Source organism: Candidatus Protofrankia californiensis, from assembly GCF_900634765.1.
Taxonomy (GTDB): domain Bacteria; phylum Actinomycetota; class Actinomycetes; order Frankiales; family Frankiaceae; genus Protofrankia; species Protofrankia californiensis.
In genome coordinates this window covers 2,255-21,187 of the sequence record NZ_CAAAFT010000389.1, presented here as the reverse complement: position 1 = coordinate 21,187, position 18,933 = coordinate 2,255, and the positions used below count along the sequence as shown (strand labels likewise).

Below are 18,933 nucleotides of genomic sequence, written 5' to 3'. Positions count from 1 at the left end.
TGGGTTGGCGTGGGCGTGCTCTGGGCCTGCGCGGGCGCGGCCACCGCTGACAGGCCGACCGTGAGCGTGGCGGTGGTCACCAGCGTCGTCAGGATCGTGGCCAGCCGGCGCCCTGACGCGGACAGGCCATGCGGGATGACATGCACCATTCGACGTCCTTTCTCGACCCGGGGACAGCGGACGTAGAGTAGTCACGTCCACACTGTGTACATCCGTTCCGGTGCGGAAACTTCCCGTGAGATGTCCATGGCAGACGTGCGACCAGCGCGTTCACCCCTTCCGGGTCCGTCCGGACCCGGAGGAATGCGCCCATGTTCCCGGCGTCATGGGCGTCCCACGGCGTGACGGCAGCCGCGCGGCCCTGGTCGTGACCTCGACCGACCGACCGAATCCCGGAAACCGGATCCGTTGCAGGTGGGGGCGAGTGGGTGCGGCGACCGGTGTCGGATGCCATGGCCGGACGTCTCGCCGGGCCGCCGAAGGTCCTCCCGCGGCTCGACGTCCACAGCGGGTCCGGCCTGGTCGATACGCTCGCAGGCGTGGCAACCGCGCAGATCTACCCGAGCCTGCTGGCCGCCGACTTCGGGCGGATCGCCGAAGCGGCACGTGCGGTCGAGGGGCACGCCGACTGGCTGCACGTCGACGTCATGGACTACCACTTCGTCCCCAACCTCGCGTTCGCGCCGGACACGGTGACCGCGTTGCGCAAGATCACCACCATCCCGCTCGACTGCCATCTGATGATCGACGATCCGGACCGGTGGGCCGCCGGCTACGCCGAGCGGGGTGCGGCGAACGTGACCATCCACGCCGAGGCCGTCACCGATCTGCCTCGCACGAGCGACGCCATCCGGGCCGCCGGCGCGCGCACCGGGCTCGCGGTCAAACCGGCCACTCCCGTTGAGCGCTATGCCGATGACCTGCACCGTTTCGACCTGCTGCTGCTGATGACCATCGAGCCCGGGTTCGGCGGCCAGAAGTTCATGGACGAGGTCCTGCCGAAGATCGCGGCGGCCCGGCGGCTGCTGGACGACCGCGGTCTGGATCTGTGGCTGCAGATCGACGGCGGGGTCAACGCCGACACCATCGAGCGGGCCGCGCAGGCCGGGGTGGACGTGTTCGTCGCCGGCACCGCCGTCTACGGTGCTGCCGATCCTGCCGCGGCGCTGGAGGCGCTGCGCGCGCAGGCGCTGGAAGCCTCCCCGCGGCTGGTGGCACCGGTCCTCGGGAAGAACTGAGTGGCCGTGGCGGCGGACGGCGGGGCGGATGCGGGACGCCGGGAACCGCCCGTCGGTACGCCAGACACCGAGACACCTGGTGTTGAGACACCTGGTGTTGAGACATCAGACGTCGACGTGCCAGACGGCGAGGACGTTCGGTGGCTGCGGATGGCGATCGAGATCTCGTGGCGCTGCCCGCCGTCACCGAGCGCGTTCTCGGTGGGCGCAGTCATCGTCGACCGATCAGTGGGCGCGACGGCGGACGCGTCCGCACGAGTGTTGGCGACCGGTTACTCCCGCGAGCTCGACCCGCATGACCACGCCGAGGAGGTCGCGTTGCGCAGGCTCGCGCAGCTCGCCTGGCCGGACCGGCCAGACCCGCCAGACCCGCTCGACCGGTCCGACGGACCGGACTCGCCCGACCGGGCCGACCGGGCGTTGCCGAGCGGCCCGCCGGCGTCCGGCAGCTCGCTGACGCTCTACAGCTCGCTGGAGCCGTGCAGCGCCCGGGCGTCGCGGCCCCGGACGTGCACCGAAATGATCATCGAGGCGGGGATCCGCCGGGTGGTCTTCGCCTGGCGTGAACCCGAGGTATTCGTCGACTGCGAAGGCGCGGAGATCATGCGGCGTGTCGGTCTCGACGTCGTCGAGGTTCCAGGTCTCGCCGCCGCGGTCCGGGCGGTCAACGCGCATCTGCTCACGTGAAGTGCTCACGTGAAGTGCTCGCATGAAATGATCATGTGAACTATCCGGCAAAGCGGCCATGTGAATCTGGACTAAGCGTGATTAGAACATTGCTTTCCGGTATCGAGTGAGCTTTCTTGCACCTGTGCCGTCTCCATGTGCAAGACTTGGTCAGGTAGTTAGCAGCATGCGCGCTCCGGGGTCGGTGAAACTCCGAGCCGGCGGTGACAGTCCGCGACCCGTCCGCAGCCAGCGGGCGGCTGACCCGGTGAAATTCCGGGACCGACGGTGAAAGTCCGGATGGGAGGACGCGCGCGGGCGTGTGCCGCCCGGCGGTTCCAGATCCGTCGACGGCCCGTGCCGGCGCCCATGTGCCGGACGTGTCCCGCGTGATCGCCTCTGTCTCGGACGTGATGCCGAGACGAGAGGGCACGCCAGGAATGTTCACCGGCATTGTCGAAGAACTCGGCGTAGTCGCGGCCGTCCAGCCGCGGCCGGCCGCGGCCCGACTGATCATTGATGCTACGAAGGTGCTCGAGGACGTCAGCGAGGGCGCGTCCATCGCGGTCAACGGGGTCTGTCTGACCGTCACCAGTTGGTTTCCTCGCGGCGACGGACAGGCGTTCGCCGCCGACGTCATGCAGGAGACGCTCGACCGTTCGGCCCTGGGCGGCCTGTCCGCTGGCGACCGGGTCAACCTGGAACGTCCCGTGCGCCTTGCCGACCGCCTCGGCGGGCATCTCGTGCAGGGGCATGTGGACGGCGTCGGCGCGGTCCTCGAACGCCGGTCCAGCACATCTGCTACATCTGCGACGGCCTCCGGTGACGCGACAGAGCATGATCGCGTCACCTTCGGCCCGGACACGCAGTGGGAGATCGTGCGCATCGGCCTGCCGCCGGGCCTGGAGCGCTATCTCGTCGAGAAGGGATCCGTGACCGTTGACGGCGTCAGCCTGACGGTCGTCGAGGTCGTCGCAGCGAGCGCGTCCACGCCTGCCTCGTTCACGGTGAGCCTGATCCCGACGACGTTGCAGGCAACGACCCTTGGCCGGCGGGCGGTGGGGGAGCGGGTCAACCTCGAGGTCGACGTCCTGGCGAAGTACGTCGAGAAGCTCGTCGCCGCGGCAGACACGACCGGCGCCGGTTCGTTCACCACGCCCATAATCCACAGCGGGAGCAGGCAACTGTCATGATCACATCTCTGTCAGTCGGTGACGCGCGTTTCGCCTCCGTCGATGACGCGGTCGCGCAGATCGCCGCCGGACGGCCGGTCGTCGTCGTCGACGACGCCGACCGGGAGAACGAAGGCGATCTGATCTTCGCAGCGGAGAAGGCCACGCCGGAGCTGTTGGCCTTCATGATCCGCTATACGTCCGGGGTGGTCTGCGTACCCATGGACGGCGCCGACCTCGACCGGCTCGAACTTGATCAGATGGTCCCGCACAACACCGAGCGGATGGGTACCGCGTTCACTGTCTCCGTCGACGCCCGGGCCGGGGTGACGACCGGTATCTCCGCGGCCGACCGGGCGCTGAGCATCAGGCTGCTCGCCGATCCGGCGACCACCGTCGCGCACATCACCAAACCCGGCCACGTGTTCCCGCTGCGCGCGAAGGCCGGTGGGGTGCTGCGGCGCCCCGGCCACACCGAGGCCGCGGTGGACCTGGCGAGGCTCGCGGGGCTGCGTCCCGCCGGGGCCATCTGCGAGATCGTCAACGACGACGGCACCATGGCCCGCCTGCCGGAACTGGCGAAGTTCGCCGAGGAGCACGGGCTGCTGCTGATCTCCATCGCCGACCTGGTGGCGTACCGGCGGCGCAGCGAACAGCACGTGGAGCAGGTCGCCAACACGAGGATCCCCACCCCCTACGGGGAGTTCCGTGCCCTCGGCTACCGCAGCGCCATCGAGGACGTGGAGCATGTGGCGCTGGTCAAGGGCGACATCGGGGACGGCCGTAACGTGCTGGTGCGGGTGCACAGCGAATGCCTCACCGGTGACGTCTTCGGTTCCCGCCGCTGCGACTGCGGGACGCAACTCGACGCCGCGCTGCGCATGATCGCCCAGGAGGGGCGGGGTGTGGTCCTCTACATGCGGGGGCACGAGGGTCGCGGCGTCGGCCTCATCCACAAGCTGCGCGCGTACCAGATGCAGGACGCCGGGCACGACACCGTGGACGCCAACCTCGCTCTCGGCCTACCGGCGGACGCGCGTGACTACGGCACGGGCGCCCAGATCCTGGTCGATCTCGGCGTCCGGACGATGCGGCTGCTGACGAACAACCCGACCAAGCGGGCCGGTCTGGAAGGCTACGGCCTGGAGATCGTCGAACGGGTCGGGCTGCCGGTGAACTTCACCCCGGAGAACCTGCGCTACCTCACCACCAAGCGGGACCGGATGGGGCACGACCTGCCGGGCCTGCCGAAACTGCCGGGCCTGCCGAAGGTCGGGGGAGTCCGCGCCGACGTCCCGCTTCACTGCGTCGGGAGCGCGACTACGAGCACGAGCGCGGGCGCGGGCGTGAGCCGCACGGATGCGGATCCGGTGGTGATGGACGAGGATCTGATGATGGCGGATGTATGTCAGGGCGAGTCGGCATGAGCGGTTATGGTTCGCCGGCGCCGTTGGTCCCGGACGGCGCCGGCCTGCGGCTGGCCGTTGTGGCGACCCGCTGGCACGGCGAGATCACCGATGCCCTCGTCGACGGCGCGCTGCGGGCGGCCAAGGACGCCGCTGTCACGTCACCGCTGCTGGTCCGGGTACCCGGCGCGGTCGAACTGCCTGTCGTGGCGGCGGCCCTGGCCGCCGATCATGACGCGGTGGTGGCGCTGGGCGTGGTGATCCGCGGTGGCACCCCGCACTTCGACTACGTCTGCCAGTCGGTGACCGAGGGGCTCACCCGGGTCGCCCTGGACACCGGGGTCCCGGTGGGTTTCGGTGTCCTGACCTGCGACACGCTCGAGCAGGCGCGGGATCGCGCGGGCCTGCCCTCCTCGACGGAGGACAAGGGCCGCGAAGCCACCTTCGCCGTGCTGGAGACCGCGAACGTCCTGCGGGAACTGCGCCACGGCTAGACCGTGGTCGAGCCGTCGGACCGTGGCTGGTCCGTGGTCGGATCGAAGGCGGCGCGATCGTGGTTCTGCGCGCCGGCGGAGAACGTCGTCGAACCGCAAAGACAGGCCGCCCGCGGGAACCTCCTCCATTCAGCGACCCGCTTCAAGAACCTCCCGTAACCAGCAAGATCGCTGACGGGATGAAGAAGGACAAGAAGAAACACTGGCGCTGAGCCGCCGGGCGAGCATGTGACGTGAACTTATCGGTTAGCTCCTTTGAAAGATCGAGATAAGCGGTTCGCGACCACATAGCGGATCTGTCGGACTCGATCGCTACGCTGTGCTGGTTGTCCGATCGGCCGCGCTATCGGGGCCGACGGCGAGGCGGCCAGCTGGCGCGTGCCGGCTCTTGCCGAGGCCATCGGGGGAGGTGACACCGTCGTCATGAGTACAGTGATCGAGAATCCGATCATCAACTCGCCGTACGCCGAGCCGAAACGGCACTGGCAGTTCGACGAGCAGGGTCTGATCACCGACGAGCTCGCGGCCACCCGACGGCCCAGTGAGTCGTGGATTCCGGTTCCCGCGCCCCGCAAGGGCCGGGGGAAGGCTATACAGACCGAGCTTGACATCCTCGACGTGGCGGAACGGCGCCGCCGTAACGAACAGGTCGACCAGATCCGAGAGCGGGTCGACATCTGGCGGCAACGGGGTTATCCGAATGTCACCCCGACGACCCGCCGGCTGCTGGAGTACTGGTCGGATGAGGAGCGGGAGAACCGCGTCCTGTTCTGCCAGCGGGAGGCCGCCGAGACTGCCATCTTCATCGCGGAGGCCGCGCCGAAGCAGGGTGACGAGTGGGTTCGCAATGCCCTGGCCGAGCAGAACCTCGACCACAACGACGGGCTCCCTCGGGTCGCGTTCAAGATGGCGACCGGCGCGGGCAAGACGGTCGTGATGGCGATGCTGATCGCCTGGCAGACCCTGAACAAGGTCGCGAGCCCGCAGGACGCCCGTTTCACCCGCCGTTTCCTGCTGGTGACGCCTGGTGTCACGATCCGGGACCGGTTGCGGGTGCTGCTCCCCGCGGACGAGGAGAACTACTACAAGCAGCGTGATCTCGTCCCCGCAGACTTGTGGGGGCCACTGCGCCAGGCTGAGATCGTCATCACGAACTTCCATTCCTTTCTTCTGCGCGTCTTCTGCGCGCCACGAAGGAAGGCAAGGGGATCTCGACCAGCACCAAGCTTCTGCTGACCGCGGGCGGGTCGGACGATCCGTTCGTCGAAACCCCGGACCAGATGGTCAACCGGGTGCTGCGGGAGTTCTCCGGCTCCCGCACGTCCGAGATCGTCGTGCTCAACGACGAGGCGCACCACTGCTACCGGGGCCGGGTAGCCGCGGTCGGTGAGAACGCCACGACCGAGGACGACCTGGCTGGTGAGGAGAAGAAGGAGGCGCACAGCCGGAACGCCGACGCCGGAGTGTGGTTCTCCGGGCTGCGCCACATCACCCGCAAGATCGGCATCAAGACGGTGTACGACCTGTCCGCAACCCCGTTCTTCCTCAAGGGATCCGGTTACCCGGAGGGCTACCTGTTCCCCTGGGTTGTCAGCGACTTCTCCCTGATGGACGCGATCGAAGCCGGCATCGTCAAGATCCCACGAGTTCCCGTGGACGACGACGCCACCGGTGACGAGGTGGCCTACCTGCACCTGTGGTCGAAGGTCGGCGCCGAGCTGCCGAAACGGCTCCCGAAGGGCACGACGTTGGCCGGCCAGGGTCTACCCGGCGCGTTGGAGGGGGCGTTGCGCAGCCTGTACGGCAACTACGCCAAGGCGTTCGCCCGCTGGGAGTCCTCGGATGCCGCCGCCCGGGGTGAGACACCCCCGGTGTTCATCGTGGTCTGCAACAACACGACCGTGTCCAAGCTGGTCTACGACTTCGTCTCCGGCTTCGAACAGGCCGCGGGTCGGGTGACCACTGTGGTGCCGGGGGCGCTGCCGTTGTTCTCGAACGTCGCCGACGGCCGCTGGCTCCCGCGTCCCCGCACGATCCTGGTCGACTCGATCCAGTTGGAGTCCGGCGAGGGTCTGAAGGAGGACTTCAAGAAGATCGCCGCCGCGGAGATCGAGGCGTTCAAGGCCGAGTACTCGGCCCGCACCGGCCGACCGACCGACCGAAGAACTCGATGACGCCACCATCCTGCGCGAGGTCATGAACACCGTCGGCAAGGCGGGCAAGCTCGGTGAAGGCGTGCGCTGCGTGGTGTCCGTGTCGATGCTCACCGAAGGGTGGGATGCGAACACGGTCACCCACATCCTGGGCGTGCGCGCGTTCGGGTCGCAGCTGCTCTGCGAGCAGGTGGTCGGGCGCGGGCTGCGCCGACGCTCCTACACGGTGAACGAGGACGGGATGTTCGAACCGGAGTACGCAGAGGTCTATGGCGTACCGTTCTCGTTCATCCGGATCTCACCGGAGAATGCCGACCCGAGACCGCGCCGGCCGCAGACACAGGTGAAGGCGGTCGAGGACCGGGCGGACGCGCGGATCGTCTTCCCGAAACTCGACGGCTACCGGGTCGAGATTCCTGACGGGCGGCTCACCGCCCAGTTCGGCAAGGAGCACCACTTCCAGGTGCCGTTCGACATCGCGAGCTGGACCGAGAGCCGTGGGGTCGTCGGCGAGAAGGAGATCCACGATCTGGCCGAGCTGGCCGGGAAACGGCCGCAGGAGGTCGCCTTCCAACTCGCGCATGCGCTGCTCAGCCGCTTCCTCACCGACGCCGGAGGGGAACCACGGCGATGGTTGTTCCCGGATCTCGTCCGGATCGCCCGACAGTGGCTGGACGAGTGCGTGACCTACGAGCCGGGGGCGTGCGTCGGTCATCTCACCCTCGCCGAGCTGCGGGAGATCGCGGTCGAGCGGATCTGGCATGCGGTTTCTCCGGAAACCGGCCCCGGGGAGGAACGGATCACGCCGATCTTCCGCCGGTACGACCCGCAGGGCTCGACCGATGTCATCGACTTCTTCACCACGAAGCGAACGATGGAGACCGACCCGAAGAAGTGCCACGTCAACTGTGTCGTGCTCGACGGCTTCGACGGCAACACCTGGGAACAGATCATGGCCCAGACGCTGGAGTCCCTGCCTCAGGTCGCCGCCTATGTGAAAAACGACCATCTGGAGTTCGACATCCCCTACGTACACGGTGCACGGACCCGCCGCTACCTGCCGGACTTCCTCGTACGGCTGGCCCAGCGGGACGACGACGTGCCCCGGCATCTGATCGTGGAGGTGTCCGGCTCGTTCAAGACTCAGAACCCGACGATGAGGGCGATGACGTCGAGCAAGGCGGACACCGCACGCAACCTGTGGTGCGCGGCCGTGAACAACCACGGCGGGTACGGCCGCTGGGGCTACATCGAGATCACCGATCCGGTGACCACCCGGGAGAAGCTCTGCGAGGCGATCGACCTTCTCTACGCGGACGCCCCTATCACCGGGCTGCCGACATGACGGGTTCCAACGGAGGGGAAGACAAGCATGCCGCCGCGTAAGAAGACCCCCGCGCCGGCTGGTTCGGTGCCGGTGACGTCGATCCGGCACGACGACAAGCGGGTCAACATCCCCACCGCGGACGCGCACGACTTCGTCCCGGACGAGGTCGAACAGCCGGTCACCGTCGTGTACGAGCGGGATCCGTCGCTTGATCCGCAGCTCGTGTGGAAGGGCAAGGACGCCCAGGACTCGGTCGACCTCGCGGTGACCGCCCCACCCGTCTACATCCAGGAGAAGATCGACCCGCTGGTGCTGGTCGAGGAGATCCGCAAAGCGTCGACCCGGGGCGCCCAGCAGGACGAACTCGACCTGTTCGCCGACTTCGACGGTCTGGACGACTTCGACGCGGTCGACTACTACCGGCACGCGGCGAACTGGTCCAACTGCATGATCCTCGGTGACTCCCTTGAGGTCATGGCATCGCTCGCCGAACGCGAGGACCTGCGCGGCAAAGTCCAGATGATCTATCTGGACCCGCCCTACGGCATCAAGTTCGGCTCGAACTGGCAGGTCTCCACCCGCAAGCGGGACGTCAAGGACGGCAAGCTCGAGGACGCCACCCGCGAGGTCGAGCAGATCAAGGCGTTCCGCGACACCTGGGAGTTGGGTATCCACTCCTATCTGTCGTACCTGCGCGACCGCCTGACGGTCGCCCGCGACCTGCTCACCGACTCCGGCAGCATCTTCGTCCAGATCGGCGACGAAAACGTCCACCTCGTTCGCTGCCTACTGGACGAAGTCTTCGGTTCAGAGAACTTTAGATCGTTAATTACTTATAAGAAGACCACAAGCTCTACCGGTGAGGGCCTGGCCGGCGTAAACGATTATCTATTGTGGTATGCACGCGTCTCCGAACAAACTAAATACCGCACACTCTACCGACTGCGAGAATTCGGTGGAACCGGTTCCGGGCAGTACACTTGGGTCGAAGATCGGCAAGGGGTGAGGCGGCAAGCCTCCATCGAAGAACTCGCAGGAAATCTCGAGGGACGGCTTTTTCGACGGGATCAGCTTACAAGTCAAGGACTTGGTCGAGCAAAGGGAGAGGGTGCCGCATCCTGGTTTGAGGTAGACATTAATGGTCGATCTTTCACGCCTGGACCGAAAGCGCGCTGGAAAACCAATGTCCTCGGAATGGAAAGACTGAAACTCGCGTCACGTCTTGTGGACGTTGGCAATACATTGACCTATATTCGCTATTTTGACGATTTTCCTGCATTCCCATTTTCTAATCTTTGGGATGATACTGTAACATCAGGATTTGGTGACCCAAAAACATATATCGTGCAGACTCATACGCGCGTTATCGAGCGTTGTATGTTGATGACGACGGATCCGGGGGATCTGGTGCTCGACCCGACGTGCGGGTCGGGGACTACCGCGCTGGTCGCCGAGCAGTGGGGGCGGCGGTGGATCACGATCGACACATCCCAGATGGCTATCGCGCTGGCGCGGCAGCGGCTGATGGGGGCGAAGCTGCCCTACTACCTGCTGGCGGACTCCCCGGAAGGACGGGCAAAGGAGGCCGCGCTCACGGAACACCCCGGCCCACCGGCGGCACGAAGGGCGACATCCGCAAGGGTTTCGTCTACGAGTGGGTCCCGCACGTCACGCTGAAGTCGATCGCGAACAACCCGGACATCGTCGAGGGCATGACCCGCGAGGAGATCGACGCGGCGATCAAACGGCATGCTGAGACCGAGCTGCTCTACGACCGTCCGTACGAGGACAAGCGGAAGATCCGAGTGTCCGGCCGGTTCACGGTGGAGAGCCTGTCGCCGCATCGGGCGCTCGGCCTCGAGGCGGATCTACCCCGCACCGAGCGGGAGGCGTCGGAGTCCGTGGAGGCGTCCTCGTACGAGTCGACGATCCTGGAGAACCTGCGGGCCGCGGGCGTCCAGAACGGACTCAAGCGGGAACGGCTCGTTTTCGACACGCTTGAACCGCACGCCGGCAGGTACGTGCAGGCCGTCGGTACCCGCCGGGACGCCGACGCGGGCACCCCGCAGCACGTCGCTGTCGCGATCGGCCCGGAGTACGGCACGGTCAGCCCGACGTTCATCAAGGACGCCGCCCGTGAGGCGCTGCGCGGCCAGGGTCACGACCTGCTGCTCGTTCTCGGGTTCGTCTTCGACGCCCAGGCCGGTGAGGTGGTCGGGGAGTTCCGCCCATCCGAGGGTGCGGACTTCGCCTCCGTCGCCGCGGAACGCCAACTCGGGCGGTTGCCAATCCTGCTGGTCCGGATGAACCCGGACCTGGCCATGGGCGACGAGCTGCTGAAGAAGACGGGCGCGGCGAACCTGTTCACCGTGTTCGGTGAGCCGGACATCGAGATCGAGCACACGCCCGACGGGCTCGTGGCCGACATCCGGGGCATCGACGTGACCCGACCACCGGCCAGATCCGCTCGGACGACCCGTCCAGCATCGCTCTGTGGATGGTGGACACGGCCTACAACGGGGAGTCGTTCTTCGTCCGGCACTGCTACTTCTCCGGGGCCGGCAACGACCCCTACGCGCGGCTGAAGAAGGCGCTGAAGGCAGACATCGACGAGGCCGCCTGGTCAACCCTTTACACAACCCGGTCCCGGCCGTTCCCCAAACCCGACACCGGCAGGATCGCGGTCAAGGCCATCAACCACTACGGCGACGAAGTCCTCAAAATCTACGAGGTATGATCTGTGATCTTTCAGTGGTTGACGAACCATCCGGCGCGCCGGAAGACCACGATCAACCACTGATATGTCATGATCGGTCCATGAGTACGACAGCGGCCGACGACGTACGGCTGACCGTCCCGCTCTACACCGTGGCGGAGGCCGCTCGGTACCTGGCGCTCAAACGCACCACGTTCGCCACCTGGGCCAGAGGATACGTACGGCGGCGCGAGGGGCGTGGGGCGGTCGCCAAGGATGCGGTGGTCACCTCAGTGCCACCCACCTACCGAAACGGACCGTCCGTGCCGTTCGTGGGGCTGGCCGAGGGGATGGTTCTCGCTGCTTTCCGGCAGGCGCACGTGCCTCTACAACAGATCCGCCCGGCTCTTGACTTTCTGCGGGCCGAAGTAGGCATCGGGCACGCCCTGGCAAGCAAGCGGCTGTACCTCGTCGGGGCGGAGCTGCTGTGGGACTATGCCCATCACAATGACGCCGATCCGCTGGCTGCACGCCGAGCCCTCGAGCTGGTCAGTCTCCGCAGCGGTCAGCGTGTTTTCACCGAAGTTGTGCAGAGGTACCTGAGACTCATCAGCTATGCGGATGATGATCTAGTCGATCGGATTCAACTCCCCGGATACGATACGGCCTTGATCGCAGTTGATCCGCAGATGAACTTCGGGCGCCCTTACTTTCTCCACAGCGGAGTCCGTGTCGAGACCGTCCTACGCCGTCACCAAGCGGGTGAAAGTATTGGGGACCTGACCGATGACTACGGGATCCCAGCCGACGAGATCGCGGACGCTGTAGATGTCGCCGCCCGATACGCCACCTGAACCGCCGATCTTCTTCGCCGACCGTGATCTCGGAGCAAAAATCGTTCCGAGCAGGTTACGTCACGCCGGATTCGTGGTCGTGGCTATGCAGGAGCACTACGGCACGGAGAAGTCGCAGGAGGCCAAGGATCACGAGTGGATACCCGAGGTCTCGGCTCTCAATATGGTGATTCTGACAAACGACACGGCAATGCGCTTCGACGGGTTGATACGAAAGGCGATAGTCGAGTCTCGGGCACGGTGCTTCGCTCTCGCCAGGCAGGACCTGACAGGCCCACAGATGGCCGATCGCTTCATCGCTAACATCGAAGCGATACATCACATCACGTCACAGCGTTCTGGCCCCTATTTTTTCCATGTGCACGCCGACCGCATAGTCGACATGCCGCTTCGACGCGAATGAATACAGCGGGTTCAACCCGCCGATCCATGAGGCGCTCGGCTACGGCAAGTCCGTGCATGACGTCATGGCAGAGATCCACAAGCGGGCCATTGACGGTGACCTGGCCTCACCGACGGAGGTCGCGGATCTGGTCGATCGGCATCTGAACGTCCCGTTCGCCTACCCGACGCTGCGGGAGCAGTTCCGCGACGCTGCCCGCAAGGCGGTCAGCCGCTATCTCCTTGAGAACCGGGGAACCCTCGGACAGACTCTGTACAGCGAGCAGCAGGTGCAGGTGCGGGTCGCCCCGGGCATCACCGTGGACGGTCGGATCGACCTCATCCGCCGGCTGGATACGAACGAGACCTCGATTGTGGACTTCAAGTCCACCGAACGGGCCCAGGCCGAGGACGTTACCCGCGACCAACTTCACGTGTACGCCCTCGGCTACCAGGACCTGACCAGCCAGCGGGCCGACCTTGTGGAGGTTCTCAACCTCGACGAGCGGTCCCGCAGTACCCGCGAGGTCGTCGACGAGTCTCTGCTCGGCGACATCCAGGGCAAAATCCGGGACGCCGGGGAGGCCCTGCGCGCCAATGACCTGCCGCGCCATCGGCATTGGTGCACAGCACGCGGCACCTGCGATCTCGCCGGCATCTGTCGCGACAAGCCCGCCTGACAGGGAGCAGACCGGGATTCATAGAATCGTCCGACGCGCCGGATATATCCACGGCGACGATACGGGGCAACGAGCCTGATGGACGGTGGGGGCGGGATGGCACTCTCCAGAGCGGCGGCACGGTTATATGCGGAGATCGGCTCTACGTCGTCCAACTGCGGTCCTCTGCAAGACCGTCTGAAGATGAGGGATGCACAGTTCGAGAGCGCCGTGGAGGAGCTCGTCTCGGCAGGGCTGGCGATCAGGGAAGGGCGGCGGATTCGCCGGGTGACGGCCGACAGCGCCCGGCTTTGGCCGGAGATGTCTGCCGATGCACGCCAGGTTTTTGATCGGCTTCCGCCTGATGGCAGCGCCATCGGCGGTCTGCGGCTCCGCAGCCTGGTCAGACTCACGAATGATCGCTATCGGGCGGCTGTGGATGAGCTCAAGGCCGCCGGTCTCGTCCGACCGGGGCGCGGTCGGGGTGGGACGCTCGCCCGTGTTGATGATGCGGTCCAAGCGCCGGATGCCGAGGCATCTGAAACGTTGGTAGATGACGTCGGGTTCACCTCTCCGGGCCCCGGACAGCTGGTCCGCCGGGAGTCCGAGATGTACCAGTCGTTCGTCGACTGGTACAGGAGCGATCTCGATACCAGAACGCTCACATTCGGTCATGTGCGCGAGACCGCGACCGCGCGCGGACGGGCACGTGCCAGCGGCCAGTGGTCGTGACCTGATGTGGTCGCGGTCGAGGTGTGGAGATCGCCTCTGCTACCCGATGTTGAGCTCACGATCTCATCCTTCGAAATCAAGAGGGTGTCGGAGGCCAACCGGTTGGAGTCGCTCTACGAGGCGGCGGCTCATGGCCGGTGGGCGCACTACCCAAGTCTCGTCGTCGAAACGGTCTCGGCCGAGGATGAGCTTCCGCTGCGCGATGACATCTTGTTGGAACTCGACAGACTGAAGCTGGGTCTGTACACGATGTACAACCTTGGCGACGGAACTTTCCGTGTGGAACAGCACGTTTTTCCGCCGCGGCAGACACCTGATCTAGGCGACCTGCGCAATCTTCTTGATCACTTCTTTTCGGAGGACGAGACGCTGCTGAAGAAGTACCGGCAGGCGATCGGACGCTAAAAGGGCGCCGGTCCGACGAGGACGCCGCGTCTGTCATGCAGCTGTCCGGAGTCAGCGGCGACAACGCAGCGACACACCCGGGTCGCTCTGGACACCGGGGTCTCGGTGGGCTTCGGTGTCCTGACCTGCGACACGGTCGAGCAGGCGCGGGATCGCGCGGGTCTGCCCTCCTCGACGGAGGACAAGGGCCGCGAAGCCACCTTCGCCGTGCTGGAGACCGCGAACGTCCTGCGGGAACTGCGCCACGGCTGAACCGAAGGACACAGCCGGACCGAAGACGGCGCGATCGTGGTCCTGCGCGCCGCCGGCGGTCCCGACCGTGGCCGAAGTTTAAGGTGTGGACATGGGGAAACACAGTGGGACTCCGCCGAAGTGTCCGCGGTGCAGCGGTAGAGGAACGATCGAGGTCACTCGGGACGGCAAGGAAGGCGGCAAGGCGCAAAGTGTGACCTGCCCGCTGTGCAACGGCTCCGGAAACGCATGAGAGGCATATGAAACGCGAGGACTTCGTCCCGGATGTGATCTGGGTCAGACGCGCGGACGGGTGGATGGTCCCGCTGAGCAGGGCAGAGAATCCCGAGGAATGGTTGAGAATCGTCAACGACGGCGATGCGGTCGTCACCCAGGCCGACGACGGGACGAACGAGTACGACGGCAGGGGGATCATTCCGACCAGTTCCAGCAGCGCACCGTCCGTCATGGCGGAGATGCTCGAGCTGCTCGACGTGACAGTGGGAACCGATGTCCTCGAAATCGGTACCGGCACCGGATACAACGCCGCTCTCCTCGCCGAACGAGCAGCTCCCGGACACGTCACCACGATGGAGATTGATCCCACGATCGCCGCGCACGCCCGGCAGGCCCTGGAGCGGACGGGGTATCCGGTCACGGTCATCACCGGTGACGGCACTCGCGGGTATCTCGAACGCGCCCCCTACGATCGGGTGATGGCCACGGCCAGCGCGTTATGGGTTCCCTATGCCTGGGTCGAGCAGACCCGACCCGGCGGACGGATCGTTCTTCCGCTGGTCGGTGGTTTCGGGCGCGGAGCATTCCTGCGCCTGACCGTCGACCGCAACGGCAGCGCCCAGGGCCGGTTTCATGGCGGGGCATCGTTCATGCGTCTGCGTAACCAGCGGGACGACGAGGCACTGTGGGAGATATCGGACACGGCTGACGCCGAGGCCACCACCACCGGACTGTTCCCGCGTGAACCGTTCACCGACTTCGAGGCGGCCTTCGCCCTCGGTGCCAGACTTCCCGGCTGGGTCACGGGAGAAAGGAACGACAGCGACGGCAGAACGATCCTCCTGATGTCGCATTTCGATTCCGGATCCTGGGCCACGGTGACGTCCGGGACCGACGGACACAAGGTGTACCACTACGGGCCACGTCGACTGTGGGAGGAACTGGAAGCGGCGTACGAATGGTGGACCGGCACCGGGCGGCCGGACCATTCCCGTTTCGGCCTGACCATCACCCCCGAAGCGCAGACGTTCTGGTTGGACACTCCCGAACAGCTCGTATCCTCCCAATAACGTCGGCACTGAGCATCGGATCCGCAGCCGGATCTCGCGGCCCTCACCATTAATGCTGGTCCGGCCGGTTTCCGGCGAAGCGTCCTCCTGTCAGTCGATCTTTATGATTCCAGTCCATGGTTGGTACCCGAGGCTGGAGAGCAGCCGGTGGAAACGGGGGCTCGACCTGACCCTGAGCGCCGTGACGTCTGTTTCCATGGGTGGCTGGGTGCACTTCCTGATCACGGCATATCATCCGAACGCCAGGCCACGGGGACGGTCACATGCCACGTCGATGAGGCGGGAGAGAGCCTGGAGAGGCTACTGTCGCGACATGGCCATGCGCGCCTCGCTTTCGATGTCCGTGATGAGCTCTCCGTCGAGAGCGACGGTCACGCTGTGCAGTACACCGGTGAATCGGAACGGGGCCGGGTAGTCCGGTACGACCGGCGAGCCCGGGTTGGCGCCACAGGTCAGCCCGCCCGGGTTGAAGGCGATGGGCGTGGTTATGGGTATGTCGCCCACTCCGACCGGCTGTCCGTCGATGTAAAGGCGGGCCCGCCCCGGGGTGCCTTCCCCGTTGGCGATGTCCGGCTTTCCAGTGGGTTCGAATTCGAAGCGCAGCTGGTGCCGGCCGGGGGACACGGTGTCGGTGGACTCCACGTGGTAGACGGCGCGTCCGACATAGTTGTGGGAGTAACGCAGCCTGCCGTCCTTGACGTAGAACGACCAGCCGCCGGTACCTGCGCCCTGGCAGAGCAGGACTCCCTCAGCGCCATCCGGCGGAATTTCCGTGTCGGCGGTGATGCTGTGGGTGCGGTTGAGCACCCTGGGGGCAACGGTGAACGGCAGCGTCTGGGTGCCGGGCCGGAAGGTGTAGGAGGTTCGCGCCTCGGTGATCTGTGGACGTTCCACCGTCAGCCGTACGGCGCCGCTGCTGTCGATGGGAAGCACGTTGTATCTGCCGGCCTCCACGTACCACAGCGAGATCATCTCGATGAGTTTGTCTCGGTTCTGTTCGGCGACATCGTGGTTTTCCGCAAAATCCTGCGCCACATGGTAGAGCTCCCAGTGGTGGGCATCCAGATCGGTCAGCTCCTCGGCGGAGATCGGTACACCGAACGGTTTGCCGGCTTCCGCGAAGGACGGTCCCGGCCATGGGCACACCGCACGCCATCCGTCGTGATCGATCGCACGGTGCCCGAGCATTTCGAAATACTGGGTGTGATGCCGGGTCGGTGCGGCCGGGTCTGCGAACGTATAGGCGAAACTGACGCCATGCAGCGGCGACTGGGCGACGCCCCTGATTTCGGCCGGCGGCTCGACACCGAGTACGTCGAGCACGGTCGGCACGATGTCGATGATGTGCGCGTACTGGGTCCGTACCTCGCCGCGGGCCGTGATGCCCGCGGGCCAGTGGACGACGAAGGGGTCGCTGGCCCCGCCGCGGTAGGTTTCCCGCTTCCACCGGCGGAACGGGGTGTTGCCGGCCCAGGTCCAACCCCAGGGATAGTGGTTGAACGTCGAGGGGCCACCGAGGTCGTCGATTTTTCTGAGGCTGTCCTCGAGAGGCTCCGGGGCGTTGTTGAAGAACTGCAGTTCGTTCGTGGTCCCGGTGACCCCGCCCTCGGCGCTGGCGCCGTTGTCGGACACGAGCATGATCAGTGTGTTGTCGAACTCGCCGGTCTCCCGGAGAAAGTCCAGCAGCCGGCCGATGTGGTGGTCGGTGTGGGACAGGAATCCGGCGTACACCTCCATCATGCGTACCGCGAGTCGGCGGGCCTCGGGCGTCAGGGAATCCCATGCGGGGACGTCGGGGTCGTGCCGGGACAGTTCAGCATCCGGTGGCGCCACACCCAGTTCCTTCTGCCGGGCGAAAACCCGCTCCCGGTAGGCGTCCCAGCCGTCGTCGAACCGGCCGGAGTAACGGTCCGCCCATTCCTTGGGCACGTGGTGCGGGGCGTGCGTGGCGCCGGTGCAGAAGTTCAGGAAGAACGGTTTGCTCGGGGCGATCTGCTTGGCGTCGGCGATGAAGTCGATGGCCTTGTCCACCAGGTCCGAGGTCAGATGGTAACCCGCTTCGGGGGTTTTTTCCGGTGTCACCTGGTGGTTGTCGTGGACCAGATCCGGATACCACTGGCTGGTGTCGCCGCCGAGGAATCCGTAGAAACGCTCGAAGCCGCGGCCCAGCGGCCAGCGGTCGTAGGGCCCGGCAGCCGACTCCTGTTCGGACGGCATAAGGTGCCATTTGCCCACCATGTAGGTGTTGTACCCGTGTCGGAGCAGCATCTCCGACAGGAAACCGTTCTCGAACGGGATGTTGCCGTCATAGCCCGGATAACCGGTGGCGAGCTCGGTGATCGCCGCCATACCGTTGGCATGATGGTTGCGCCCGGTGATGATGCACGAGCGCGACGGTGAGCACAGTGCGGTGGTGTGCATGTTGTTGTAGAGGAGCCCGCCCGCGGCCAGTGTGTCGATGTTCGGGGTCGCGATGGGGCTGCCGTAGCAGCCCAACTGCCCGAAACCGGTGTCGTCCAGGACGATCATCAGTACGTTCGGTGTGCCGGGCACCGCGCGGACCGGCTGGGGCCACGCCGGGCTCGACTCGTCCGTGGTACGCCCGATCACGCCGGGGAATGCGGTGCCGGATCTGTACTCGTTGAGCGGCATCTCAGCCGGTGCTCCTCTCCTTAAAGTGGCCTAAAACGGCCTGAAGTGACCCGGGGGTCTAAGCGTCCGGCAGTATGAAAGAAGCATGATCGCACTGTCTTCGGCTTGCGGGCGCCGGTCAGGCGGTCGAGCGTCCTGTTCTGATCGGAAAATTGAGTGCGAAAACGGTTGCCAGCACGACCGTATGTTCCCCCGTTTCATGATTAGGCGATATTCGATCATGAGTTCTTGGCCGCCTTTGGAACGGATCTTCACTGCCTGAACGGATCTGCGCTACCTGACCGACGCTCCGGTCGATCCGATCTCCTTAAAAGCCGATCGGATCCGGTTGGTGCGCTCACGTCATTCCCGGCAGGTGACCCGCAACCGGACCGCCAGGGTGTTTCACCCTCCCCGGGTGAGGGGCCGAGCGCGAACAAACAGGGCGATCCCGGGCCGGGACCCACTTGCGGGGCGTCCGCGGGCGGGTTGTTTACTGCCGTCACCGGGGCGATCCAGCGGACCCCGGCGGTCCGGGCCAACCTTGTAACTGTCCCTTGTTAAGGGGACTCTTGGTTGTAA

The 18,933-nt window shown here is 65.7% G+C and carries 15 protein-coding genes, 2 pseudogenes and 1 riboswitch; of the genes and pseudogenes, 16 read left to right on the top strand and 1 reads right to left on the bottom strand.

Translation table 11 applies throughout. The features are described from left to right. Positions 1–539 precede the first annotated feature (539 nt). From rpe to DD1DGNOD_RS19900, 16 genes and pseudogenes are all read left to right on the top strand, one after another. On the top strand, positions 540–1,238 hold the full coding sequence (gene rpe, locus DD1DGNOD_RS19970) for a ribulose-phosphate 3-epimerase (RefSeq protein ID WP_131770807.1): 699 nt from the start codon (positions 540–542) through the stop codon (positions 1,236–1,238). A 150-nt stretch (positions 1,239–1,388) separates the two neighbouring features. Then, positions 1,389–1,925: a dCMP deaminase gene (locus DD1DGNOD_RS19960; protein ID WP_131768022.1), complete on the top strand. Its 537-nt coding sequence runs from the start codon at positions 1,389–1,391 to the stop codon at positions 1,923–1,925. Positions 1,926–2,091: 166 nt separating this feature from the next. Beyond that, positions 2,092–2,220: riboswitch (FMN riboswitch) on the top strand. Between the two features lie 124 nt (positions 2,221–2,344). Further along, positions 2,345–3,097, top strand: a complete 753-nt coding sequence (gene ribE / locus DD1DGNOD_RS19955; RefSeq protein WP_131768033.1) for a riboflavin synthase — start codon at positions 2,345–2,347, stop codon at positions 3,095–3,097. Continuing rightward, positions 3,094–4,503 (top strand): bifunctional 3,4-dihydroxy-2-butanone-4-phosphate synthase/GTP cyclohydrolase II, encoded by a 1,410-nt coding sequence (locus DD1DGNOD_RS19950; protein ID WP_131768021.1) that lies wholly within the window; start codon positions 3,094–3,096, stop codon positions 4,501–4,503. Before ribE ends, DD1DGNOD_RS19950 begins: the two co-directional genes overlap by 4 nt. Beyond that, on the top strand, positions 4,500–4,976 hold the full coding sequence (gene ribH, locus DD1DGNOD_RS19945; protein WP_131768020.1) for a 6,7-dimethyl-8-ribityllumazine synthase: 477 nt from the start codon (positions 4,500–4,502) through the stop codon (positions 4,974–4,976). The genes DD1DGNOD_RS19950 and ribH overlap by 4 nt, the downstream gene beginning before the upstream one ends. A gap of 423 nt (positions 4,977–5,399) precedes the next feature. Next, a pseudogene (locus tag DD1DGNOD_RS31365) lies at positions 5,400–8,474 on the top strand (BPTD_3080 family restriction endonuclease). A 27-nt stretch (positions 8,475–8,501) separates the two neighbouring features. Then, entirely contained in the window at positions 8,502–10,133 is a 1,632-nt protein-coding gene (locus DD1DGNOD_RS28275; RefSeq protein ID WP_206443318.1) for a site-specific DNA-methyltransferase, read from the top strand. Between the two features lie 35 nt (positions 10,134–10,168). Next, entirely contained in the window at positions 10,169–11,041 is an 873-nt protein-coding gene (locus DD1DGNOD_RS28270) for a hypothetical protein (protein WP_206443317.1), read from the top strand. Then, on the top strand, positions 10,954–11,193 hold the full coding sequence (locus DD1DGNOD_RS28265) for a hypothetical protein (RefSeq protein WP_206443316.1): 240 nt from the start codon (positions 10,954–10,956) through the stop codon (positions 11,191–11,193). The genes DD1DGNOD_RS28270 and DD1DGNOD_RS28265 overlap by 88 nt, the downstream gene beginning before the upstream one ends. 80 nt (positions 11,194–11,273) lie before the next feature. Continuing rightward, entirely contained in the window at positions 11,274–12,005 is a 732-nt protein-coding gene (locus tag DD1DGNOD_RS19930; RefSeq protein WP_165036906.1) for a DUF433 domain-containing protein, read from the top strand. Next, the gene (locus DD1DGNOD_RS19925; RefSeq protein ID WP_131770805.1) at positions 11,980–12,408 is read left to right on the top strand and encodes a hypothetical protein; all 429 of its coding nucleotides are present in this window, start codon (positions 11,980–11,982) and stop codon (positions 12,406–12,408) included. The genes DD1DGNOD_RS19930 and DD1DGNOD_RS19925 overlap by 26 nt, the downstream gene beginning before the upstream one ends. A 22-nt stretch (positions 12,409–12,430) precedes the next feature. Next, the gene (locus DD1DGNOD_RS19920; RefSeq protein WP_283234733.1) at positions 12,431–13,066 is read left to right on the top strand and encodes a RecB family exonuclease; all 636 of its coding nucleotides are present in this window, start codon (positions 12,431–12,433) and stop codon (positions 13,064–13,066) included. A gap of 183 nt (positions 13,067–13,249) precedes the next feature. After that, positions 13,250–13,777 carry a hypothetical protein gene (locus tag DD1DGNOD_RS19915; protein ID WP_131768016.1) on the top strand — a complete coding sequence of 176 codons (528 nt, stop codon included), beginning with the start codon at positions 13,250–13,252 and terminating at the stop codon, positions 13,775–13,777. Between the two features lie 6 nt (positions 13,778–13,783). Beyond that, positions 13,784–14,182 carry a hypothetical protein gene (locus tag DD1DGNOD_RS19910; protein ID WP_131768015.1) on the top strand — a complete coding sequence of 133 codons (399 nt, stop codon included), beginning with the start codon at positions 13,784–13,786 and terminating at the stop codon, positions 14,180–14,182. 63 nt (positions 14,183–14,245) lie between these two features. After that, positions 14,246–14,434: pseudogene (locus DD1DGNOD_RS19905) on the top strand (6,7-dimethyl-8-ribityllumazine synthase); the annotation flags it as partial. Positions 14,435–14,673: 239 nt separating this feature from the next. Further along, the gene (locus DD1DGNOD_RS19900; protein WP_131768014.1) at positions 14,674–15,720 is read left to right on the top strand and encodes a methyltransferase domain-containing protein; all 1,047 of its coding nucleotides are present in this window, start codon (positions 14,674–14,676) and stop codon (positions 15,718–15,720) included. A gap of 300 nt (positions 15,721–16,020) precedes the next feature. Here DD1DGNOD_RS19900 and DD1DGNOD_RS19895 read toward each other — a convergent pair whose 3' ends face one another. After that, positions 16,021–18,372, bottom strand: a complete 2,352-nt coding sequence (locus DD1DGNOD_RS19895; RefSeq protein ID WP_131768013.1) for an arylsulfatase — start codon at positions 18,370–18,372, stop codon at positions 16,021–16,023. Positions 18,373–18,933 lie beyond the last annotated feature (561 nt).